Origin of the sequence: Coprococcus sp. RTP21204st1_G4_RTP21204_210225 (assembly GCF_040915385.1) — a bacterium.
Classification (GTDB): domain Bacteria; phylum Bacillota; class Clostridia; order Lachnospirales; family Lachnospiraceae; genus Allocoprococcus; species Allocoprococcus comes.
In genome coordinates, this window is record NZ_JBCPDP010000016.1 from 23,097 (window position 1) to 45,928 (window position 22,832).

27 protein-coding genes are annotated in these 22,832 nt (G+C 39.2%); 1 reads left to right on the forward strand and 26 read right to left on the reverse strand.

Going from position 1 to position 22,832, the window contains the following annotated elements:
• Nucleotides 1-85: 85 nt before the first annotated feature.
• On the reverse strand, nucleotides 86-1,810 hold the full coding sequence (locus tag AB5213_RS13205) for an ABC transporter ATP-binding protein (protein WP_008374347.1): 1,725 nt from the start codon (nucleotides 1,808-1,810) through the stop codon (nucleotides 86-88).
• Nucleotides 1,811-2,036: 226 nt separating this feature from the next.
• Between AB5213_RS13205 and AB5213_RS13210 the strand changes: the two genes are divergently transcribed.
• On the forward strand, nucleotides 2,037-3,065 hold the full coding sequence (locus AB5213_RS13210; RefSeq protein ID WP_215634511.1) for a YeiH family protein: 1,029 nt from the start codon (nucleotides 2,037-2,039) through the stop codon (nucleotides 3,063-3,065).
• 428 nt (nucleotides 3,066-3,493) lie between these two features.
• Here AB5213_RS13210 and AB5213_RS13215 read toward each other — a convergent pair whose 3' ends face one another.
• The 25 genes from AB5213_RS13215 to AB5213_RS13335 form a co-directional block, all read right to left on the reverse strand.
• The gene (locus AB5213_RS13215) at nucleotides 3,494-3,955 is read right to left on the reverse strand and encodes an Hsp20/alpha crystallin family protein (RefSeq protein ID WP_008374342.1); all 462 of its coding nucleotides are present in this window, start codon (nucleotides 3,953-3,955) and stop codon (nucleotides 3,494-3,496) included.
• A 105-nt stretch (nucleotides 3,956-4,060) separates the two neighbouring features.
• The gene (locus AB5213_RS13220; RefSeq protein WP_008374340.1) at nucleotides 4,061-4,486 is read right to left on the reverse strand and encodes an Hsp20/alpha crystallin family protein; all 426 of its coding nucleotides are present in this window, start codon (nucleotides 4,484-4,486) and stop codon (nucleotides 4,061-4,063) included.
• A 304-nt stretch (nucleotides 4,487-4,790) separates the two neighbouring features.
• Complete coding sequence (locus tag AB5213_RS13225) at nucleotides 4,791-6,011, reverse strand: tyrosine-type recombinase/integrase (RefSeq protein WP_055223655.1); 1,221 nt, start codon at nucleotides 6,009-6,011, stop codon at nucleotides 4,791-4,793.
• 104 nt (nucleotides 6,012-6,115) lie between these two features.
• Nucleotides 6,116-6,310, reverse strand: coding sequence for a hypothetical protein (locus AB5213_RS13230; RefSeq protein WP_004614488.1), 195 nt, complete (start codon nucleotides 6,308-6,310; stop codon nucleotides 6,116-6,118).
• Between the two features lie 434 nt (nucleotides 6,311-6,744).
• Nucleotides 6,745-6,993 carry a helix-turn-helix domain-containing protein gene (locus AB5213_RS13235; protein WP_004613734.1) on the reverse strand — a complete coding sequence of 83 codons (249 nt, stop codon included), beginning with the start codon at nucleotides 6,991-6,993 and terminating at the stop codon, nucleotides 6,745-6,747.
• Nucleotide 6,994: 1 nt separating this feature from the next.
• A complete protein-coding gene (locus tag AB5213_RS13240; RefSeq protein WP_009261829.1) occupies nucleotides 6,995-7,414 on the reverse strand; it encodes an RNA polymerase sigma factor in 420 nt (139 codons plus the stop codon).
• A gap of 293 nt (nucleotides 7,415-7,707) precedes the next feature.
• Complete coding sequence (locus AB5213_RS13245) at nucleotides 7,708-8,712, reverse strand: sensor histidine kinase (RefSeq protein ID WP_055223653.1); 1,005 nt, start codon at nucleotides 8,710-8,712, stop codon at nucleotides 7,708-7,710.
• Nucleotides 8,709-9,368, reverse strand: coding sequence for a DNA-binding response regulator (locus AB5213_RS13250; protein WP_015530206.1), 660 nt, complete (start codon nucleotides 9,366-9,368; stop codon nucleotides 8,709-8,711). Before AB5213_RS13250 ends, AB5213_RS13245 begins: the two co-directional genes overlap by 4 nt.
• Before the next feature lie 58 nt (nucleotides 9,369-9,426).
• On the reverse strand, nucleotides 9,427-11,394 hold the full coding sequence (locus AB5213_RS13255) for an ABC transporter permease (protein ID WP_055223607.1): 1,968 nt from the start codon (nucleotides 11,392-11,394) through the stop codon (nucleotides 9,427-9,429).
• On the reverse strand, nucleotides 11,384-12,154 hold the full coding sequence (locus tag AB5213_RS13260) for an ABC transporter ATP-binding protein (protein WP_055223605.1): 771 nt from the start codon (nucleotides 12,152-12,154) through the stop codon (nucleotides 11,384-11,386). Before AB5213_RS13260 ends, AB5213_RS13255 begins: the two co-directional genes overlap by 11 nt.
• A gap of 166 nt (nucleotides 12,155-12,320) precedes the next feature.
• Nucleotides 12,321-12,551, reverse strand: coding sequence for a hypothetical protein (locus tag AB5213_RS13265; RefSeq protein WP_003060191.1), 231 nt, complete (start codon nucleotides 12,549-12,551; stop codon nucleotides 12,321-12,323).
• 15 nt (nucleotides 12,552-12,566) lie between these two features.
• The gene (locus tag AB5213_RS13270) at nucleotides 12,567-12,896 is read right to left on the reverse strand and encodes a DUF3784 domain-containing protein (RefSeq protein ID WP_005342570.1); all 330 of its coding nucleotides are present in this window, start codon (nucleotides 12,894-12,896) and stop codon (nucleotides 12,567-12,569) included.
• 14 nt (nucleotides 12,897-12,910) lie between these two features.
• Nucleotides 12,911-13,120: a helix-turn-helix transcriptional regulator gene (locus AB5213_RS13275; protein WP_005342572.1), complete on the reverse strand. Its 210-nt coding sequence runs from the start codon at nucleotides 13,118-13,120 to the stop codon at nucleotides 12,911-12,913.
• Between the two features lies 1 nt (nucleotide 13,121).
• Nucleotides 13,122-13,436 (reverse strand): DUF6442 family protein, encoded by a 315-nt coding sequence (locus AB5213_RS13280; RefSeq protein WP_009243022.1) that lies wholly within the window; start codon nucleotides 13,434-13,436, stop codon nucleotides 13,122-13,124.
• 144 nt (nucleotides 13,437-13,580) lie between these two features.
• Nucleotides 13,581-14,492, reverse strand: coding sequence for a conjugal transfer protein (locus tag AB5213_RS13285; protein ID WP_003062215.1), 912 nt, complete (start codon nucleotides 14,490-14,492; stop codon nucleotides 13,581-13,583).
• A 16-nt stretch (nucleotides 14,493-14,508) separates the two neighbouring features.
• Nucleotides 14,509-15,516 carry a lysozyme family protein gene (locus AB5213_RS13290; RefSeq protein ID WP_003059774.1) on the reverse strand — a complete coding sequence of 336 codons (1,008 nt, stop codon included), beginning with the start codon at nucleotides 15,514-15,516 and terminating at the stop codon, nucleotides 14,509-14,511.
• Nucleotides 15,513-17,723 carry a CD3337/EF1877 family mobilome membrane protein gene (locus AB5213_RS13295; protein WP_368276818.1) on the reverse strand — a complete coding sequence of 737 codons (2,211 nt, stop codon included), beginning with the start codon at nucleotides 17,721-17,723 and terminating at the stop codon, nucleotides 15,513-15,515. Before AB5213_RS13295 ends, AB5213_RS13290 begins: the two co-directional genes overlap by 4 nt.
• Entirely contained in the window at nucleotides 17,723-20,173 is a 2,451-nt protein-coding gene (locus AB5213_RS13300) for an ATP-binding protein (RefSeq protein WP_055180185.1), read from the reverse strand. Before AB5213_RS13300 ends, AB5213_RS13295 begins: the two co-directional genes overlap by 1 nt.
• A complete protein-coding gene (locus AB5213_RS13305) occupies nucleotides 20,151-20,549 on the reverse strand; it encodes a conjugal transfer protein (RefSeq protein ID WP_009243016.1) in 399 nt (132 codons plus the stop codon). Before AB5213_RS13305 ends, AB5213_RS13300 begins: the two co-directional genes overlap by 23 nt.
• A gap of 108 nt (nucleotides 20,550-20,657) precedes the next feature.
• Nucleotides 20,658-21,161: an antirestriction protein ArdA gene (locus AB5213_RS13310; protein ID WP_368276820.1), complete on the reverse strand. Its 504-nt coding sequence runs from the start codon at nucleotides 21,159-21,161 to the stop codon at nucleotides 20,658-20,660.
• A 16-nt stretch (nucleotides 21,162-21,177) separates the two neighbouring features.
• The gene (locus AB5213_RS13315; RefSeq protein WP_009321285.1) at nucleotides 21,178-21,681 is read right to left on the reverse strand and encodes an antirestriction protein ArdA; all 504 of its coding nucleotides are present in this window, start codon (nucleotides 21,679-21,681) and stop codon (nucleotides 21,178-21,180) included.
• Nucleotides 21,600-21,896: a conjugal transfer protein gene (locus AB5213_RS13320; protein WP_009243013.1), complete on the reverse strand. Its 297-nt coding sequence runs from the start codon at nucleotides 21,894-21,896 to the stop codon at nucleotides 21,600-21,602. The genes AB5213_RS13315 and AB5213_RS13320 overlap by 82 nt, the downstream gene beginning before the upstream one ends.
• Before the next feature lie 90 nt (nucleotides 21,897-21,986).
• Nucleotides 21,987-22,406 carry a nuclear transport factor 2 family protein gene (locus tag AB5213_RS13325; RefSeq protein ID WP_009243012.1) on the reverse strand — a complete coding sequence of 140 codons (420 nt, stop codon included), beginning with the start codon at nucleotides 22,404-22,406 and terminating at the stop codon, nucleotides 21,987-21,989.
• 67 nt (nucleotides 22,407-22,473) lie between these two features.
• Nucleotides 22,474-22,695 carry a hypothetical protein gene (locus tag AB5213_RS13330; RefSeq protein WP_002323342.1) on the reverse strand — a complete coding sequence of 74 codons (222 nt, stop codon included), beginning with the start codon at nucleotides 22,693-22,695 and terminating at the stop codon, nucleotides 22,474-22,476.
• The gene (locus AB5213_RS13335) at nucleotides 22,696-22,830 is read right to left on the reverse strand and encodes a DUF3789 domain-containing protein (protein ID WP_009243011.1); all 135 of its coding nucleotides are present in this window, start codon (nucleotides 22,828-22,830) and stop codon (nucleotides 22,696-22,698) included.
• Between the last annotated feature and the right edge of the window lie 2 nt (nucleotides 22,831-22,832).

Consider the following 22,832-nt stretch of genomic DNA (forward strand, 5'->3'; position numbering starts at 1 on the left):
AAAAAGCTTCTTTTTCAGAAACGGCCCTCCTGTTTTTCTGAAAAGAAGCTTTTTTGTTTACTTATTTTGATTTTCTCACTTACTATTATGACATCTCATAATAATGCGCATAAATTCCACCCTGCTCAAGCAATTCATCATGATTTCCCCGTTCAGCGATTCCATTATTTGCAACCACAAGAATCTCATCCGCATTGCGGATCGTAGAAAGCCGGTGTGCGATCGTGATCGTGGTCCGGTTCTTCGCAAGCTCTTCCAGGCTCTGCTGGATCCAGCGCTCACTCTCATTGTCAAGCGCACTGGTCGCCTCGTCCAAAATCAATATCGGCGGGTTCTTAAGAAATACTCTTGCAATCGAAATCCTCTGCTTCTGTCCACCCGACAGACGGGTTCCTCGTTCTCCTACAAAGCTGTCATATCCATCCGGCAGGGACATGATAAATTCATGGATATTTGCCTTCTTCGCCGCATCGATAATTTCTTCCATCGATGCCCCCGGTTTTCCATAAGCAATATTTTCCCTGATCGATCCACAGAACAGATAGACATCCTGCTGTACCAGTCCGATCTGGCTTCTCAGACTTTCCAGTGTCAGCTTTCTTACATCCTGCCCGTCGATCGTGATCACACCTCCGGTCACATCATAAAATCTTGGAAGCAGGGAACAGATCGTCGTCTTTCCACTTCCCGACGGTCCCACAAGGGCAATGGATCTGCCAGCCGGGATCTTAAAAGATACCCGATCCAGTACCGGCGTATCATCATCGCTGTAATGGAAAGAAACATTTTTATATTCCACTTCACCCTTTACATTTTCAAGTGGCTCCGCATCCGGTGCATTTACAATCTCCGGCTCCGTCTCCACAACATCCAGAAAACGCCGGAAACCGGAAAGACCTTTCTGCATCATCTCGGTAAGCTCCACAAGAATCTGGATCGGGCTGATAAAAATTCCGATGTAAAGCGCATACATGGCAAGATCGGCAGCTTCCATTTTCCCATGTGCAATCAGCCATCCGCCGAACACTAATGTGATCAGATACATCATTCCCTGGAAGAAAAGATTGCCACTCATAAAGCTTCCCATACAATGATAGTTTGCATCCTTGGATACCAGAAATCCTTCATTGCTTTTCTCGAATTTCTCCCGTTCAATCTTTTCATTTGCAAAAGACTGCACCACACGGATTCCCGCAAGTGTATCCTGCAGACTGGAATTGACATCCCCGATCTTTCTCCGGTTGTCCATAAAAGTCTCCTGCATCTGACGGTTCTGCTTATAAGAAAAGATCAGCATAAATACAACCATCACAAGCAGCGGAATCGCCAGTCTCCAGTTAATAAGAAACAAAAATGTAAACGAACCAACGATTTTAATTACGGATATAAATAAATTCTCCGGTCCATGGTGCGCAAACTCGGAAATATCAAACAGATCCGACACCAGCTTGCTCATCATCTGTCCGGAATTATTCTGGTCATAATAAGAAAAAGAAAGTCTCTCATAATGATCAAATAACTTCTGGCGCATATCCCGTTCCATATGTGCCCCCATCATATGACCCTGATAACTGACATAATATTTACAAAATGTCTGTATGATATACATCACAAGCAAAGCCAGTCCGATCGGCAGAAGTGCTCCAAGGATCTGTGACGGATCCTCTGTAAATAAAGTCTTTGTCAGTGATCTTAAAATCTGTGGAAATGCAAGATCCACCAGACTGATGATCGCCGCACAGATCAGATCCAGAAAGAATACTGTCCTGTACGGCGCATAATATTTTACAAATTTTTTCAGTGTATGCATCACTTTCTTTTGTGCAATGTCCGGATTTCCCGTTTTATCACACTTTACCTCCTTGTCCCCAAAATCACATATTATTATATCGGGAATCTTTCGTTATTTCCACCTTATTCTCAAATTACTTTGGGAATTTTCCTTCCTTCATCTTTTTATTCTGCTGTTTTTATGCTATGATAGGACAGATTGTTATGAGAGTAACTTATTTATTTCACTTGAAAGGGGTATTTCTATGAATTTTATAACAAAAAGCTGGAAAGGCATCTTACTTTGTCTGGTCATCGCCGTTCCATGTTGGTTCCTCGGACAGACATTTCCAATCATCGGCGGACCGGTATTCGGTATCCTTGCCGGAATGATCATTACTTTATTATTAAAAAACAAATCCATGTTTCAGAACGGTATTACTTTTGTGTCAAAGAAGGTTCTTCAGTACGCTGTAATCCTTCTCGGTTTCGGACTGAATCTCTCCGTGATTCTGGAAACCGGAAAACAGTCACTGCCAATTATCGTAACGACAATTTCAACGTCCCTGATCATTGCATATCTGTTACATAAAGTTATGCATGTACCGGGAAATATTTCCACACTGGTCGGTGTCGGATCTTCCATCTGCGGAGGCTCTGCAATTGCCGCAACAGCACCGGTCATTGATGCGGATGATGAAGAAGTTGCACAGGCAATCTCTGTTATCTTCTTTTTCAACATGCTCGCCGCACTGTTCTTCCCGTCACTTGGTGCACTGCTTGGATTCTCAACCAAAAGCGGGGAAGCCTTCGGTATCTTTGCCGGAACTGCGATCAACGATACCTCTTCCGTAACTGCAGCAGCTTCCACCTGGGATTCGCTCTACGCCCTCGGTTCTGCCACACTGGATAAGGCAGTTACGGTCAAACTTACCAGAACGCTCGCGATCATCCCGATCACACTGGTTCTCGCATTTATCCGGACACGCAGCTCCAAAGCCGAAGGAAAGAAAGTGGAATTTAAAAAGATTTTCCCGATGTTCATCCTCTACTTTGTTCTCGCTTCCGTGATCACAACGATCGCAACTTCAGCCGGCGTATCCGCAGATGTATTTACTCCGCTGAAGACACTCAGCAAGTTCTTCATCGTCCTCGCCATGAGTGCAGTCGGTCTGAATACGAATATCATCAAGCTGATCAAAACCGGCGGCAAACCACTCGCTCTTGGTTTCTGCTGTTGGATCGGTATCACGATCGCCAGTCTTTCCATGCAGCATGTGCTTGGAATCTGGTAAATGAAAATCTTTCTCATACTTCAAAAGCCTTGCATAAAGCAGGGCTTTTTCTATAATACATCTTGCCGATGCCAGCAAACTGTTCCTCTTATTATCCTTATGTCCAGAAAAGGGAATGTCCATGCCATAACACTAAACATTCCCTTTCCCATGGTTGATTTTTCATTATCTGTAATTCTCCGATTCCCACATTCGAAAACTCTCTCAGATTTTATTTTTCGATTCACCACTACTATACAGCTTTTCTGATAGATATTTCTCCCTTTTTCCACATCTCGAAATACAGATCAAATCCTAATTTCATTATACTATCCAGACTTTCTCAAATTTCCATTTATATAGATGGCAAAAAGGGCAGCATACAAGATTTTGCTCCTGTATGCAGCCCTCATCATATGGTGTATTTGAAAGTTTTTAACGTGTTGTCATTATCCTTCGATACTGATATATTTCTTCTCTTCTACTGCCGGTTTTACTTCTTTCTTCGGGACAAAGAGTTTCAGGATACCATGCTTAAACTCAGCCTTGATATCTTCTTCCGTGATATCTTCACCTACATAATAACTTCTCTGGCAGGCTCCTGCATAACGTTCACGACGGATGTACTTACCAGTTTCTTTCTCCTGCTCATCCTGATCCAGTCCTTTGGCAGCGCTGACTGTCAGATATCCGTCATTCAGTTCTGCTGTAACTTCATCTTTCTTGAATCCCGGAAGATCGATCTCCAGTTCATAACCATCTTTTTTCTCTTTGATATCTGTCTTCATCAGATTGCCTGCATGATGTCCATACAGTTTTCTCTGGATCTTACGATCTGCTTTATCATCATAAAATGGAAAATCAAAGAAATCATCAAATAAGTTATCATTAAAAATACTAGGCATTAACATAAGTCGTTCCTCCTTATAAATCTATCTGAATTTAGCTAACTTTCTTTTTAAGCGGCTGCCTCATCTGGCAGCCTTGTAATCGGACGCTTACAATCCGTATTCTGATTATCCCTCAATGGAAATGTATTTCTTCTGTTCTACAGCAGGTTTTGCTGCTTCTTTCGGTACGAACAGTTTCAATGTACCGTCTTCAAATTTGGCTTTGATGTCTTCCTGTTTGACACCGTCACCTACATAAAAGCTTCTGCTGCAGGATCCACTGTAACGTTCACGGCGGATGTACTTGCCATCTTCAGCTTTTTCATCTTTCTTCGTGTTCGTCTCAGCACTGACTGTCAGATAACCATCTTTCAGTTCTGCTTTTACATCTTCTTTTTTAACTCCAGGCATGTTCATCGTTACTTCATAGCCTTTATCGGTATCTTTTACATCCGTTGTCATAAGTCCGGATTCACTGTAATCATATCCTCCAAATGGTTCTCCAAAGAAATCATCCAATAAGTTCTCTCCAAAAATACTAGGCATTAACATAAGTCATATCTCCTTTCAAAAGACATTTATTAATTTATTTAGCACATTCGGATTTACTCTGAAGTGTTGTTGTCATCTCAAACACCGGTCGGTGGAATCTTTATCATCTCTTTTTGTTCCCCTTCCTTTGTTCTAGCTGTAATATAACACTTATTATTAGCACTGTCAATAGGTGAGTGCTAATTTTTTGAGATTTTTTTTGCAAACCCTTTAAAATCAATGGTTTGCAGTATCTTATTTCTTTTGAAATTGTGATTTTTTCTGTTTTGACACCAATTTGACACCAATTTCTCTTTTTGTGGTGTCAAGCATTTAACACCATACTATCTAGTCTTGCAATCTCATTTTCAATCCTTGTCAGCTCTCCAATATGGTTATACACTTCCATTGTTACATCTATATGAGCGTGTCCCATAATATATTGAAGAACTTTTACGTCCATACGGCACTCTGCCATTCTGGTACAAGCTGTGTGACGCATGACATGGGCTGAAAACTTTGGTAACAGCTCTGCTTTCCTATGCTCTTTTTTTGCTCTCTCTACTTCGGTTTTGTTATATGCGTCTACAATGTTGTATAAAACACTATTTACGCCATTCGGCATAAGCGGTCTGCCCGATTTTGCTGTAAAGACAAACCCCGAACACCCGTCCACCTCAATGCTCTTATCCTTTGCAAGCATAAAATTGATTTTTCTTTGTTCCTCAAAGGCTTTTGCAACTTCTTGTGTCATAGGTATAATACGAATACCCGACGACGTTTTTGGTGTTGAGATATGGAACTTGCAACCGTCGCCTAAATTCTTATAAATGAGCTGGTGGTCTACATTAACCGTTTTTGCCTTGATGTTTATATCTTTCCATGTAAGACCAATAAGCTCCCCACACCTTAACCCCGTACCAATCATTATGGTAAACATAGGATAATATGTGTTATAGACATTGCTCTGTTTTACAAACTCCATAAACTTTTCTTGTTGAGAAACTGTTAAGGCTTCTTTTTCCTCTGCTGGTTTTCCATAATCACTAATGGAACTTTTTGCAGGGTTCTTTCGGATAATATCGTCATCAACAGCCATTTCTAATGCAGGATAAAGCAGGTTGTGAATATACTTGATTGTAGAATAAGCATATCCAGCTTTGGAAAGTTTCGCATAATACGCTTTAATATGTGAGGGTAAAAGCTGAACAACTTTAATATTTCCAATCTCGTCTTTTACTCTGTTTTCCCAAGCACGAACATAACTAACTCTTGTAGTATCAGCCAGCTCACGAGTTGCCATATAACGCTCAAACAACGTGTTAAGCGTCATTTTTTTGATTGCTCCGTCTGTCAATATATTATCTTCCATATCTTTTGCAATCTGCTTCTCTTTTTCTCGAAGCTCTGGTAAATCTTGTGCATAGACTGTCAATCTCTTGCCTGTTCTTGCATCTGTATAACGATAACTGTATCTTCCATCATTACGCCAGTTTTCGCCCTCTCTTAATTTTCTTCCTTTTGGGTCTTTTCTACTAATTGCCATGAGAACCATTCCTTTCTGAAAAAGCCTCTTTTCTTGTTCTCACAGCGTGCTTTGTCCTTTCTTATTATACTACACACGCCAGAGAACATAAATAGAAAATCGCTCTATTCTTCCAAATATAACAAGTATTTCTTGACTTTTTCTATGGAATAAAGAACCCTGCGACCTATCACAATTTTTGCTCCTGCCTGCTCGCCAATCTTTCTTGCAGTAGCACGACCACAAGATAACATAGCAGACAGTCCCTCTATATCAACAGCAATCGGCTGTTCCGTTGCTCTTATCTTCGTTTTATTCATATTCCAACACCTTACCTCGCTGGAACATCACATCATTTAACACATCAGTATTTAACATAATGTAACACCCCCTTTGCTGTGTGTCTATTTATAAGTTACATAAGCAGACAGACGGCTTTGGAAAGCTCCATTAGTATCTCAACTATTCCCATTCTTGTGGGCAGAACCGCACCATGCGGACGTATCATTATTCTGTGAGGATAGGTCATGGCAAAACGACTTTTCCAACAGTCGCTCTCGGATCACTGCGTGGGGCGCTCGCTTTCTTTTGGAAAAGTCGTGGCGTACAGTCCCCGTGGCTCGCTATCTCACAAACGTATCTGTCTGCTTTATTCAGTTGTCAAAGAGCTGTGGCGAAAGCGTGTTGCTTTCATGTAAAAGCAGGGCAGAGCAGGAAAGAGGGGGACATTAAACCATGCTCTGCTAAAAACTGCTTATTCTTCTTCGATTTCTAAGGCAATATCAAACCCTAAAATCATTTTGATAAGTGCTTCTCGGATAAGTCCCTTTAACTCCATATCTACAACAATATAGACATTGCCGTATTCATCATAGAGTGGACGCAAACAGCACTTTGATATGTACGGGTCATAAAATGCCAGTATTTTTTCAATCGCTTTTTCGTCCCCGTCCATTGCTTGCGAAAGCAAATAGTAGGACGGCTTCTTAAATGTTTGCTTCATTTTACTGCTTCTCCTTTAGTATTTTTTTCATAGTTTCCAAAGCATGATGTCGGTTTCTAAATACACCGCTTTGCGTAATCTTTTGTAAGTTGGCAATTTCACTTTCTGTCATTTCCAAGAAGTAATACATTAACAGAGTATTTCTCTTTCTTTCTGGAAGTTTTTTCAAGGCTTCTGCCAGCTCATCATCAAGGACACGAATATCAATGCCACATACTGAAAAGATTGTATAATCTGTTTCGTAGTCGTCCCACACAGCAAAATTTTCAACGAAAATTTCTGGAAGTTCACAGAATGGAATTTCTTTATCTTTTCGTCGTTTTAATCCTTGTTGGTAGTCCTTTACAACATGACGGACAACTTTCTTCAAACAACTTTCAAAGCGACATTGAACTGTTTTCTGGAAGTCAGACGGTTTCATCAATCTCACCCCCTTTCCACTATGATTTGAAAAGTGTTTATCCCTCTTTCCGCACCATATAGGGAATGAAAGGTGTGATTTAATGACCTCTTTTGAAAAATTTTTAAATTTTTTTCGGGTATGAAAAAAGCCCGCACAAAACATATAGTCTGTACGAGCCTTTAAAGCTAAAACATATTCAATTTTTAATAGTGTGCTATTAGGTGGAATTTGATTGCAAATAATTGTACTTAAAGCTTTCCATAATGCAAGCCCCCTTAAAGCACCGTATCAATGTTGGCATGGTTTTCAAATTACTCTGAAAAATTATGAACTGTTCCTTTTGGAAATGTAATGGTCAGTCTTGTATATTCTTTTTCCGTAGAAGCAATATCCAATTTCAAGCCCAACCTATCGCATAATTTTTTCGATAGATACAGTCCCATACCCGTTGCATTTGCTTTGTTTCTATTTGAACCCGTAAAACCTTTTTCAAATACACGGGATAAATCAGACGCTTTTATTCCACAACCATTATCTTCAATCACAAGCAATATATTTGTACCATTGTCTTGACTGTATATCGTCAGTTTATTTTCTTGCTTATCAAAATACTTAATCGCATTTTGCACGATTTGAGATAGAATGAATGTCAGCCATTTTTCATCAGTATAAATGACATTTTCTATGTCATGGATATTGATAATTGCTTTTCTTTCCATAAGCGAATGACGGAATTTCAGAATGACATTATGTATCACTTCGTCTAACTGCAACTGTTTTACAAAATAGTCCTTTTCCGTATTTTCGCTTCTTGCATAGTAGAGCATTTGTTCCACTAACTGAAATATTTTGTCTGTTTCTTTTTTTAATGTGTAATTTTTTGTATTGTCAAACGTCAAAGACAATGCTCCTATCGGTATTTTAATTTCATGGACGAAACTTTCCACATATTCTTGATAGTCCTGCTTTTCCTCTGTGATTTTGCCGATTTCATCATTCATAGATTTGCAGGCTTTTTTTAGTGCGTAGCAATAGGCTTTATTTTGAAATTCTTTTGGCTTTGGTAAAACGTCTGCAATATAATAGGTTTCTTCCAGTCCGTCTACTAAATCAATAATATGTTGTGAAACGTTACGTTTCTTCCGATACAAACACCATTGAAAAAGCCCTTGTATGCTGATGAACAGAATTACCAACGATACAACAAACAGCGTATCTACACCGTAGAAAATCAAGAGAAATGCTACTACGGCAAGAAAGAAAAGCTGAAACAATATCTCTGTTATTTTTTCTTCTAAGAATGTAAAAAAACTCACAGTTTCCAACCCTTTCCTCGTATATTTTCCAATAAATGAACAATACCGATTTCTTTCATTTTCTTTTTTAGACGGGTCATATTAACCAATAATACATTTTCGTCTATATAATATTTGTCATTCCACAGCTTTTCCAATAGTTCTTCTTTGCTAATAACTTTATCTTCGTTCATAAAGAAGTAGTACAAAATACGAAATTCATTTCTTGTCAGTTCAATGCTTTGCTCTTGATACTTCAAAATGGATAAATGTAAATCAAGGGTACAATCTTTTTTGACAAGCTCACGGAAATTATTCGGGTTTGACAACTGCAATGCACGCTTGATCTTCTCAAGAAGAATAAGCGTGTCATACGGCTTTGTTATGAAGTCAATCCCACCCACTTGAATACTTTTCAATTCGTCAGCATTTGTATCTCTGCTTGTTACAAAGATAATCGGTACTGGCATGACTTGTTTTATTTTCCTGCATACTTCATAGCCATTCTCATACGGCAGGTTAATATCAAGCAGAACCAGTTCTATGGAATATTGCTTTAATTCATCTGTCAGGTTTCCAAAGTCAGTCAATAAAACTGTTTCATATCCTTGTGTGTTCAATAATTTAGAAAGCTCCAAACGAGTGATTTCATCATCTTCGATAATTGCTATTCTCATTTCAACACCCCCTTGATTTATCATTATAATAATTTCACAGTAGGAGAGCCAGAAAAGTCTAACTCTCCTCGTTGATATTTCGTTTAAAACCAATATACGTTGCAATCCAGTAAATACTATAAATTAGGAAGAAGATAATTAAATTCAAGCCAAAGTAGATTAGATAAAGGTGTTTATCTCCCAAAATTTGTTGATACACATTATTCAATGACGACATCATCACAAAAGAACATAATATTGCTGATATTGCAGGGACACAAAATAATATCAATAATTGTTTTCTGATTGTCTTAAATAGCGACTTATCATTTATTCCTAATCTTCGCAAGGTCAAGTAGCGATATTTGTATTTAGTAGAGTCGCTCAATGATTGAACTGCCAAAATTGTCCCTACTGCGGAAATCAAAATAAATGCAATGTACATAAACAGACTGGCTACTATTGCAACCATTGCTTTTTGTTGTTCTATTTCTGCACCTCTTACATTTACTCTATACGATTCGTCATTTATTTCTCCATTTTTATCAACCTTTACTAATTGATGTTGCATATCTTCTTTTATCTTGTTTTCTAATTCTGCATCTGTTTCTTCTTTTGTATCTATAATCAAATGATTTTCTGATACTTCAAGTCCTTGAACATATTTATCTGGAAGTACAACAACAAATCTGCCAGTATTAGTTATAGAGTTCCAATAAGACTTAGTGTCATATCCTTTTAATTTCAAATTTTTATTTGCTACTGTTATAGTTTCAATGTCTTTGTTATCTTCAACCTCATATGCAAACTTGCTATTTGTAACTATATAGTATTCGTTATCATTTAAAGAAAGCAACGGCATCTTTCTTAATTCTAGTAACCTATTATAATCACTTAACTTCAAGACTGGGTCAAAATCATAATATTCTGATTGGAAGAAATTTTGTACCTGATGATTCGGCTCTTTATAAATGTCGTACTCAATGGTATTATCAATCGTATATTCTTCTTCAATTACTCGAATATATTCATCAAATACCTGCTTATCATCAAAGAGTTGTACATCATATGGTGCATTTAAATTTACGCTGATATCATACGAAGCTTTGTTGATACTAGAATAATTCAGAGCCAGCAGTGAAGTTAAAATCAACATAGACAATGTACCAAATGTGAAGCTCATTGTTCTTGCTTTAGAAGCAAATGTTCTTGCTACAAACAGATTGTCATTTTGATATTTCATTTTTTTATTCTTTAACAAAACAGTCAAGAACATATCTGCACAAGTTGTAGATATACCATAAATGCTGATAATCAACATGATTACGCTTACCATTAAATAGGTAAGTGTTTCTTGCTTATTAAAGTTATCCATAGTGCAACGTGAATTCCAGAGAAAAAGAGAAATCACACCAAGAATAATACTTAAGACAAAAATGACATTTCTTTTTTTACTGTCACGGAACATTTTCTTTTCATTTTGTTTATCAAAATAAAGAAAATCACGTATCGTCATTTTACTTATTCTTCTTAATAGATTAAGTAAAACCAAAACATAAATAGTTAAAAAATAAATTATCAATAGTCCAATAGAAACGAAATTCAAAGAAATAAAGAGAGTTTTTGGAATACCCAGTAAGTTTACAATTACTAACGACACAAACTGGCTGAATAAAAAGCCAATAGGAATAGCTAATACAATTGCTAAAATTCCCAACAGTATATTTTCAATTACAACTAAGTGGGCAATTTCTTTTTTCTCAATGCCAAGAAGCATATATGTTCCTAACTCTTTACTTCTCTTTTCAAACATAAATTTCGTTGTATAGTTAATCAAAAAGCATATCACAAAAACAATAAGGATATTTACAGCGAACAATGAATTCTTAAATGCATCCATACTGGAACATAACTTTACAATTTCATCAGAACTTGCCACCAAATTAAAAGCAAATATAAGAGAAAAGGAAACAGTAACGGTTATCAGATAAATCATATAATCTTTAATATTTCTTTTTGTATTTCTATACGCTAACTTACCTAACATTTCCCACTTCACCTCCAAGCAAGGTTAATATATCCAGTATTTCATTGAAGAAGTCTTTTCTGTTTTTTTCTCCTTTGAAGATTTCATTGAATATTTTACCGTCTTTCAAGAACAAAATACGTTCACAGAAAGACGCACTAAACGGGTCATGTGTTACCATCAAAATAGTTGCCTGCATTTTCTTATTGATGTCAGCCATTGTTTCCAGCAACAATCTGGAAGCTTTTGAGTCCAAAGCTCCCGTCGGTTCATCAGCTAAAATCAGTTTCGGTTCATTGATTAAGGCTCTAGCACAAGCACAACGCTGTTTTTGTCCGCCAGAAACTTCATAAGGAAATTTCGATAAAATATCACGAATACCCAATTTATCGGCGATAGCATGAACTCTTTTTTCAATATCAGCAGGGTTCCGTTTGTTGATTACCAATGACAAAGAAATGTTTTCTTCAATCGTTAAAGTATTTAAAAGGTTGAAATCTTGAAAAATGAACCCTAGATTTTCACGTCTGAAATCAGCAAAATCTTTATCCTTGATTTTTGTAATATCTTGATTATTGACTGTAATGTGTCCACTGGTTACAGTATCAATCGTAGAGATACAGTTTAATAGGGTAGTCTTTCCAGAACCACTAGCTCCCATGATTGCGACAAATTCGCCCTTGTCTACATACATAGAAATACCGTCTACTGCCTTTGTGATATTTCCAGAGTTACCCCCGTAGTATTTTTTTACTTGCTCTAAATTTAAAATGTGTTCCATTAAAAATCGCTCCTTTCTTCCTGCCACATTTATTTGTTTTGGAATACAATTAAATTATAGCAAGGGCAGTATTCAATTACACTTACAGTTTTGAAAGTAAACAGAGAGTAAAAGAGCCGTGATAATGCAGATCACAATTTTGTGAAGCATTTCCACGACCCTTTTATTATAATTTTGCCTTTGTCTTTTTCGTAATGATATAAATATATTCTTCTGGTGTAGGGCGTTTATTCCCAAAATACTTTTTGAAATTTGCCTGCACCTCTGGGTCGGTGCTATTCATAGCTTCATCAATCGTAGCTTCAATATCCGCCCGAACATCAGCCAATGATACACCGCCAGCTTTTGCACCAGCTTTCAATGCCTTTTTTATATCTCTTTTGTTCAGTCCTATCATATTCATACCTCAATTCTACTTTTTAAAGCTAATAAGTTTTCCGTTGTATTTTACAATGATGAATATGATATAAAACACTCCTGCAAAAATCAAAATAAGACCTATGTAATAGCCTAATTCAGAATGAGAGATTAAATTGATAATCGGCATAACAAGAATACCAATACTAACCAGTAAAGTGCCTATTCCTATTTTTTTTGTAAACACCTTTTTATCTTTAGGGTCAAGTTGTGTATAATGATAACCATGTAATAAAGTAATATTCTCTTTTATTCCTATTTGATAAGATATAAAAAGTAAAAACAATCCTATAACTATTTCAACAATCAATTCCTCTAATTCCATAATCGTTCTCTCCTTTAATCAAAATAAAATAATTCTTCAAATTTTTTATCTAAAGCTATACAAAGCACTAATGCCAATTTTGCTGTTGGATTGAATTGTCCAGTTTCAATAGAACTAATTGTATTCCGAGAAACCCCGACTAGTTCAGCTAATTCTGTTTGTGATAATTTTTTTTCTTTTCGTACAGTTTTTAATCTGTTTCGCAAAATTAAATGTTCGTCCATTCTATAAACCTATCATTAAAAATTTATAAAAGTAATACCCCATAAATAGAAGAAAGAATAAAGCAATAACAAATTTGGATTTATTTTTTGAAATATGTGCTTCATAACCCATAGAGCCAAATGCCACAGACCCAATAATTGTCATTATGTCATAGTAGGGTTCTTTACAAACTGCTTTAATGAGAAGAATTAAAATGCAGATAAATAAAACAAACATTAAGCCAAAAGATTTCCCTTGAAGTTTAATATGTTTTTCGTATTCATCAAGATATAGATTCTCTTTTTTGTTTTGTGATAGTATTTTTTCTTTATCCATTATATAACGCTCCCTTCAAATAATACCAAGTACACTTGTCATTTATATTATAGCATTCGGTCATTACAAGTCAATATTTTTGCACAATTTTCTTGTCGTTTTGTAAAAGCGTGCAAATCTGATAGGAAATGCACGCTATATCATTTATCCTACAATCTTCCAGTTACTATCCTTATGTAGCACAAGCTCATACTGCGATACCTGCGTCGCTTTTGTCTGATTATCAATGAATTTTACCGCAACCTTGACTTTCACATTGTCGCCGTCCTTTATAAAGATAGGGTTTACCAGTTCAGAATAAAGGTAGTCCCTGCCGATAGGTTCAATCACATTTCCCAATACATAGTAAGCAAGCTCTTTTTCCGTCGCTGTTGGGTACAGCTTAAAGAATGTTTCCAGAAAAGCGGTAGCGTCATTTACCGTATCAGCGTCCACGCTTGCGTCTGCTTCTGGTGTCTTAGGCTCATAGTCTGATTTTTCAACTGCTGGTGCAAGGGTAGGGTTTTGAACGATTACCATATCCCCGTCTGCGTCCACATAGACTTTTACAGTATAGGTTGCTTTCACATTGCTTGTCTGTTCTCCCTCTTTTATCTGCTGATCTACTTCGTAGGTAGCAGAAAAAGTGTCCGCTCCCGATTGCTCGATATGCCATACAATCACATCTGTAACCGTGGAGCTGGTCGGTATATCGGTTCTAATGGTGTCTACATTTAAGTCCTGCAATTCCTTTGTCAGATAACCGCTGATTGCCTGCGTCCTTGCTTCGATAGCTTCTTTGCTGTTATCCCATGTGTAATAGGACTTCGCAAAGTTTTTCACGAAATTTTCTATCCCGTTGGTGTCCTGCAAGCAAAGTTCAATGATTTCTTTTTCATGGGTGGTGTGCTGGTCGATAGCCGTAAAATTCTTATACACCCCAAAGCTCACGCTTGCGACAAGCACCACCCACAACGCAATCACGGTTTTCTTATGTGTGCCTACCTTGACAGTACGCACCTTTTTTTCTTTTGGTTCTTTGATAGTTTCTGTCTGTTTCTTATTCTTCTTAAACATATTTTTCAAGTCCTTTCTATTGTTTTACTCGTCCTGCACCGATTAAGTGCTGTTGCCAGTAACTACTACTTAGGTCTGCATATCCTATCGGGTCGCCTGCGTGGTACATCTGTGTCGGCGAAACAAGAATACCGACGTGTGTTACATACGAACCAGCGTTATAGGTGGAATGGAAAAACACCAAATCGCCTGCTTTTGCCTGCGAGAGTGGCAGATGTTGGGTTGCGTCATACTGTGCTTGTGCTGTTCTCGGTAAGGAGATACCAGCTTTTCCATAGCACCATTGCGTCAATCCCGAACAATCAAAGGAAGTATTCGGGTTACTGCCACCATACACATACTTCCAGCCTTGATATTTCAACGCTTCATTCATTACCTTTTGTGCCAGTTCTCCCGATACCTGCGGAACTGCTAAATACTGATTGACTACTTCCACATAGAACATATTTCCATAGCCATACCGCCAGCCCCCATTCTTAGCAACGGCTATCGGGTTGGTGTAGGTTACTTTCTTTCCACCCGATTTCTCACGGGCGAAGCTCTCTGCAAGATTAAAAGTGTGTTTTTTTCCTTTTCCTGCCACATATCCCACATAGCCACCGCCATAGTTATAAGACTGTATCGCTACATTCAAGTCGTCGATACCTTGATTTTTGCAGGAAGAAAGCAGGGACGCAAAATACTTACACCCCTGCTTGATTGAGCTTTCCGTATCTAAGGAATTAGGCGGTAAACCAAGACTTTCCGAACTCTGCATAACATCTTCTGCCGTACCGCCACTTTCTACTTGAATGATAGCAAGTAACACATTGACATACTCGGAGATACCGTTTTCTCTGGCGTATTTTTCTACCATAGGCTGATGTTTCAAGACTTCTGCGGATAGGTTCATACCCGTAATGCCAGAAGAAAAATTGCTGTTCTCGTCGTCGCTGTCCGCACTAATGAGGACGCCAAAGAAAAGCACCAGAGAAAAGAGGATAGGAAACAGACTGCCAATGATAGCGATATGTTTCAGTTTCATTTTTTCTTCTGTCCTTTCTTCGTTACAAGGTTACGGGTTTTCTCTATGGTCTGCTGGTTCTTCTGGACGCTCTGGGTCTGCTGAACCTTTATCCTGCGGTCTTTGGTGTCATTCTGGCGTGTTTCCTGCGATACCACTTTTTCTACATTCTGCCTATGTACTGTCTGTGTAGGCTGGGGTGCTTTCTTATCAGAAGCACCAGAAGATAACGGACGCTCTTTGATAACATTTGTCTTGACTGGCTCACTTGCTTTCGGAGTTGGAGCTGTGGCTGGGCGTTTGACTTCCTGCATTTTTTCAACACTCGGCTTTGGAATGGTTGAAGCTGTGACTGGTCGCTCATGGGGACGGGTAGCTCCCGTTGTCGCTGATCCGTCAGCCTTTCGCTGTACCTGCCTTGCTTCTTGTGCCTTTTGAAGCTCCATACGTTTGTCAGCGATATTTTTCTTACGCTGTTCCTGCTTTTCCAAGCGTCCCGTCTGTCTGGACTGCTGTTCCTGCACCATGCCACGCTTGAAGTCGGACACGCTGGACTTTGCCTTTTCCTTTGCGGAATACACCGCATAAGCGGTCTGTGTCGGCATATCCTTGATATTCTCTTTGACAGCGTTTGCCTTGTCTTTCACTTTATTTTTCGTATCTAAAACAGCACCGACTTTTGAACCTGCACGCTGTCCCATGCTGGAAGTGGTATTGCCCCGATTTTCTTTAGAAGCCGTATTTTTTCTTTCGGCTCTCTTGCCAGCAACGGCACTTCCAGCCACCGCACCAGCTACACCGCCCGAAATACCGCCAGCACTTACCGCCCTTGCAATACGGTGTTCCATACGCCTAGCCCGATGTCGCATAAACAGATACGGTCTGCGGAATATGCGTCGTCCCATGCTTTGACTGTCGCCAGCATTAAGTGAGAACATACTCATTAAGTCGCCCAGCTTCATGTAGATACCAGCGAAACATACTATCTGCAAGAACGCCACCATAAAGAATGGGTAGTCTGTGGAAATGTTGTAAAACATACTGGAAATACTAAATGCCACCGTTACAATGAGCGTTATTCCTGCCCGTGTCATTATGGTATTAAATACTCTCACGATTGCCTGCTTTGCCATGCTTTCATAGCTCGGTATCATGGAAAGTAAAAAACTGATAGGTAAAAACATTGCAAAGATAATAAAAAGTATCTGGCTGAACAACATCATGCCCGTAAGCAAGAATACAAATATCGTGATACCCAAGTTGAAGAACAAGAGGAAGAACACCATGCCTAAACGGTTCACGACCTGCGGTATCGTCAGATTGTTGTTGTCGTTATCTTCGATTTCTGTTTTCACGACTTCCTCTCTAGTTTTCCCATCCTCGTCCTCTGGGCTTGCCGATACAAGAGCTTCTACACGGTCTGCCCCGATTTCTTCTGCGTTGCTGTTCCCGAATTGCAAGAGTAACCACGGCTGTTCCACTTGAATAGAAAATAAGCTGTCCCGTATCAAGTCCACGCTATCCTTGCCCTCACTGTCAGAATTAGGGAGCATGATTTTCGTTCCCAAGTCTAAAGAAGCGGTACTGATGTCTGATGAAAATTCATTTATCTTCTTAATGTAGTCGGGAGCATAGGCAATAAATGAAGCGGACAGCACGAACACCACCACAAAGTTGATAACAGCGTGAAGTGCCTTGCTGGTTTCCCGTTTAATCAGTCCCGTATAAGCAACATAAAGTCCCACCACCAAGATAATGAGAAGCAGAAAGCCAACATAGAAGCCAGAGCTGGAAAAGCCGTTTGAAGTAACGCCTGCAAGGGTCTGTATGCTCTTTCCGATACTGTCTGCCATATCGTTAATAAAATCAAGTTTATAGGCTTCCTGCACCACATAGCCCGTTGCATTACTTAAATAAAGGCTTATCGTCCAGACAAAGTTGGTAATACAGTAAAGTCCATACTGCACCGATTTTCCGATACCGTCCAGCCAGTTCCACGGAAGCCACGACCAGCTATTATCTACATAAAAATCAAGCTGGTAATTCGACAACGGATATTTTGAATACAGATTTTCTGCGTTTATGGTATCGTCCACAAGCCCCGTTGCATGAGCTACCGTCCCCAGAAGTGAAAGCAGGATAAGGGAGAGTGCCACCACGAACAGAGCCATTTTGAGAAAGTGGAAAATCTTCTTTTTTGTGAACGCACCTTTTACCCTTTCTTTCATCACTCCACCTCATTTCTCTGTACGGGCGGTCTGGTATCAAAGGCGTGTAGCAGTTCTTCAAAGACGGGGTGTATCTGTACCACACCGACACGTCCGTATAAGTCCTGCAATAAGCATTGTCCGTTCTCCAAATCACGAAGCCGTTTCTGGTTGTTTTCGTCGTCCTTGTCGATACCGAAAAATTCTAAGGTCTGTTTTATCTCGTTGACGTCAGTAGAACGAAAGGCAAATTTCAAGCCGATATTGTTTTTCAGACTTTCCTTTGACACGTCGCCAGAAGATTGTGTAACGAAATAAACGCCTGCCTGCATAGCTCGCCCAGCACGAACCAGCTTATTTGATAAGGTTTCTCCTTGTGCCACATTTAAGAACGCCCACGCTTCGTCTAAATCGACAATCTTAAAAATGCTTCTGTCCGAATGGATAAAATCAAGGGCAAAGGTACTAATCACAATCAGCATAGACACAGACAACAATTCAATGGTCGTGTATTCTTCAAAAGTGGTATCTTTATCTGGCAGTACAAGGTCGGCTACTTGAATGATATTGAGCTGATTATCCAGACTGATAGCATTTTCTACCGTACCGTCTGAAAACAGCAGGTGTGCAAAGTCGTAGTCCGTGAAGCTGTCGATATGGTCTGCGATATTTCTTGATATGGGCGTATCTTCACGGCGTAGCTCGTCTATCACATGGAGCAAGCCCCGACTGTCGCTCTGGGTAACGGAGCGTACTGCCTTACGAAGTACGGGGAATTTTTCGCCGTCCCTTGAAGAAATACCCGTAAGGAATGTTAAGATGTCGATTGCCAGACTTTCAGCGTCTTTTACATTCTTCATAATCACAAACGGGTCAAGAAGCCCTGCATTGTCCTTATCGCTGGTAAGATTTACGATATTGATTTCATGTGCAATCTCTGGGAGCGTTTCTTTCCAGTTACCACGCTCACTTTTAGGGTCTAACAGAAGTGCTTGACCGCCAAACAGCACCGCATAATATACCAGAAGATTGTTACAGAACGATTTCCCACCGCCAAGCGAACCGACAAAAGCAGACGCTAAAGCGTTGGTAACTGTACCTTTTACACCTTGACTGGCAAGGGACGGTTGCAGGTACACATTTCTTCCCGTATCAACAGAATAGCCCATATAGATACCCGTAGTTTCTCCTAACTGCTGTGTCGCACCAAAGCCAAGCCCAGCTAAAAAATCTGATTTTACATACTGCACATAGTCATTGATATATCGCTTGCTGGCTGGTAAAAATTCAGAATGAAGCCCCAGCATATCCCCAGCAGGACGCACCAGCTTTACATTGAGGTCGTCGTAAAAGTCCTTGACTTCATCACAACGGCGTTTCAGCTCGTCAAGATCGGGTGCAGACACCCGTATGACGTAGCTTAACTTATACATACTTTCTTTTGTCTGGTCTAAATCAGTTTCCAGCTCGTCCACGCTGTCTAAAGCGTCCACCACATTTGAGCTGGTTTCACTTCCTGCTTGATAGGCGTGATTATCAAGGTCTTTCAGTTCCTTTTTCTTGTTGCGGACGGTCGTTAATGCTTTCCGATTTTCCACGATTTCTACATTCATAGAAGTATCAACGGGGAATGTGAATTGCTGTTGCTGGAAATAGAAGATTTCACTTGACGGAAAATCAAGCTCGCCTACAATCGCATTGACGGTAAAATAGGACACATAACTTTCCTTGTCCTCATGTTCCAATCTTAAATACCGCTGGCTTTCCTCAATCACACACCTTGTCGGACGGATAAGGTCGTAGTATTTTATCAGCGTTTCTTTGTTCAATTTCTTCTTTGGTAGCTGGTACTCATAATCTTCATAGGCAATACCGTCCCTGCCGTAAAGATGTTCCATGAGATACCCAAAATCATTGATTTCCAAGCGACGCACCTTAAAGCGACGGGAGATTTTATTTTCCAGTAACTTTTCCATTTTCATGTAACGGTTGATTTCATCATTCGGCATGGAAACAAAATCATTCATCAGCGTGTGGTTCACTTCATGGAGAAATTCCGTGAACGTCAGCCACGCCGATTTTTTGATGTTCTTCAGATTGAGCTGTTCTTCCGTAACCATGAGCTTAAAGCCAAGAAAAAAGCGGTAGTCCACTTGATTGTCCCCAATCATAGATACTAACGCTTCGGTCTGTTCGTCTATCTTCTGGCAGGCAACTTCCTTTAATTTTCCAGTTACCAGTTTCTTTGACTGTTCCTGCATACTGCGGATTGAGCTTTCTGTGGCAATCTGCAACGCATGAATTTTACCCTCACGGGACTGTGCGATAAGCTGTCGGAAACTGTCATGCACGATAAATTTCTGCTCTGCGGATAGAAAAGAATAGTTGTATGGTATCAGCTCATAGTAGGCGAACACCTCATTGTCCTTGTTCCAGACAAGGTTATTGTCAATATATTTTATCGGGAACATAGTTCACACTCCTTACTGCCGTGATTGTTTCATTCAATATCTGCTTATGCAGTTTTACGGCTTTTCCTGCATAAGTGATTTTTGGTCGCAGGGCATAGGTTATCTGTGATTTCAAAAAGCTGTACGGCTTCTTTCCGTCAAAGGTTTTCTGCGACATGAACCAAGTGAGAGCAACGGGAATACCAAAGTATTTGAGAAATGCTCCCTCAATCATGGAAAGTGGGGGAATATCCCCAAACAAAATGATGAGAAATTCCGTAATCACAAACCATGTAATCTGTGTAAAAGTAACGGGAAAGGGTAAGTTAAAGTCATTGATTGCATATAAGACTTTTTCCACGTTCCAGATACCCGTGTAGCTTTTAATCTTTTTCAAGTTCTTTCAGCTCCTTTCAAAATAGAAAAGGACAGCCATTTTCAGACTGTCCCTTAAAAGAGAAATACGCTGTCAGTAGCAACAATGCTTGTCGCTGATCTTCCAGCGTTAATATGGTATCTCGCATATCCCTCGGCTTGTTTCAATAAAGCAACCGCCCATATCCAAATCTCGCCCGTAGGCTTCATAGTCAATGTAATTCTGTAAGCTGGGTGGAATGTCCCCAAGTGCCTGCAATTCGTCTATGTAGTAGTAGGCAACATCTGTCATGGTTTCACAGTCGGGATAATAGTAAATATCGTCCTTATGTTCCACGACTTCTTCCAGCGTCCCATAGTGGCTGATAAATTCGTCCAGACACTCTACGATATAGTCGGGAAGTTCCGCTATCATTTCATACATCTCATTGAGTTCTTCAATGGAAACATATTCCCCTATGCCAATGGGGAAGTTGTCGGTATCATGGATAGCGTATTCCTCATACTGTTCATTCAAGCCGATTTTTTCTTTTACATCTTCCTCGTCAATGGGAAATGTGAACCAAGCACCGACTAAATAGCCCTCGTTGTATTTGCCAAGATTAGCAATATAAACCGCCATATCATCAATCATAAGCACACCTCATTTCCTACTCTGGCAGTTCAAAGATACCGTGTTCTGTTACTAAAAATTTCCCGTGTTCCTGCAAGTGAGAAGCGTAGGCTTCAAAGTCAAAGTAATATTCTTGACAGTCCTCGGATAAATGCTTAAATGTCGGGTCGTTCATCAGCTTTTGCTTTGCAACATCTATCATGCTTTTGCAGTCGGGATAAATCGTAATCACGTTCCTGCAAATATAAAGTGCTTCTAAATTCTCAAACACCGTAAGTAGTGATACATATTCTTCCTGCATATCACTTGAAAGCTGGCGGTACATAAAATCTAATTCGTTGAGCTGGTACACGCTTGTATGTTCGTGGACTTCATCAGCATAAGGCAACACCTTTTCGATAATACGGTAATCCCCACTTTCTGCACCGATACCTAACTTTTCTTCAAACTCGGCAACATCTATCGGCAGTTCAAACCAGTATGATATTGTTTCTTCGCCAGTTGTTCCTTTCGTTTCCACCAGCACCCTTGTTTCCTGCATTGTTCCTCACGTCCTTTCTGTTGTTTCATCACATCTTGTAAGGTCTGGTACGACATACCAAACACATACTTTGAAAAATCTTCTAACTGTTTTTCTTCATAGTCGGCAGGGTTCAGTCGTTTCATTTCCTGCCACACCTTACGCTTGTAAGAGGGCAGGTCGGAAATGTATTCACAGCCGACTTTTGCCTGCATATCCTTAAAAATATCGTTCATGTCATCACTCCAATCTGATTTTAGGTAAGAAAAAAGCAGTCAATCCTAAGACTAACTGCTTTATGTATATGGATATAATTTGATTAAGTTTTAAAACCAGTTTGTTTTTTCATCTCTAAATTGAGGGTTATCGCTGTGTTGATATGGATTATAGTTATTCAGATTGCAACCATATTCTTTTAATGATTTGATTTTGTTATCTTCTGTCCATTCAATTAAGGAAATACCGTCAAATTCTTCAACGCTTCCCGTATTCATTTCATTTTTAAAATACCATTCTACGACAGTTTGATTTTCTTTATGAAAGAACTGTTTAATATCCCAAATAATGACTTTACCACGAGTATTCCATTCATTAAACCAATGTTTTACTGTTTTAAGATTTTCATATTTAGGACACCAGCTTTCCGTATAAACAACATCTTCTGTAAAAATTTTATCCATTCCTAAGTCTTGCTGTTTCAACCACATATCAAACCATAAACGAATAATTTTTTCTCTCTCATTCAAAATAGAACACCTCGATTACTTCTTTTTTCACATTATAGCACCCATACATCAGCCCCACAATAAAATTTTATGCACCGATAATCTTATTGAACAGCTCTAACAGTACATCTTTCACACCGCCAGCATTGAATACCAAGCCGACAGCAATCAAGGCAACTACCAAAAAGCCGATAAGTTTGGAAAACTCACGCTTGAACCCTAAGTAGATACCGATAACCACAATCGCCATAAGCACTAAGCTCTGTGCGTTTGATAAAAACCATTGATACAAATTTTGTCCGAAATTCATTTAATTGTCCTCGCTTTCTTTTAATTGTTTCATTTCATAGTCAGCTTCTTTGCCGACATTCAAAATACACATCAAGACTACACCGATACCCATTCCCATAGATACCAGCAGGAAATCTTTTAATAATACCCACATTT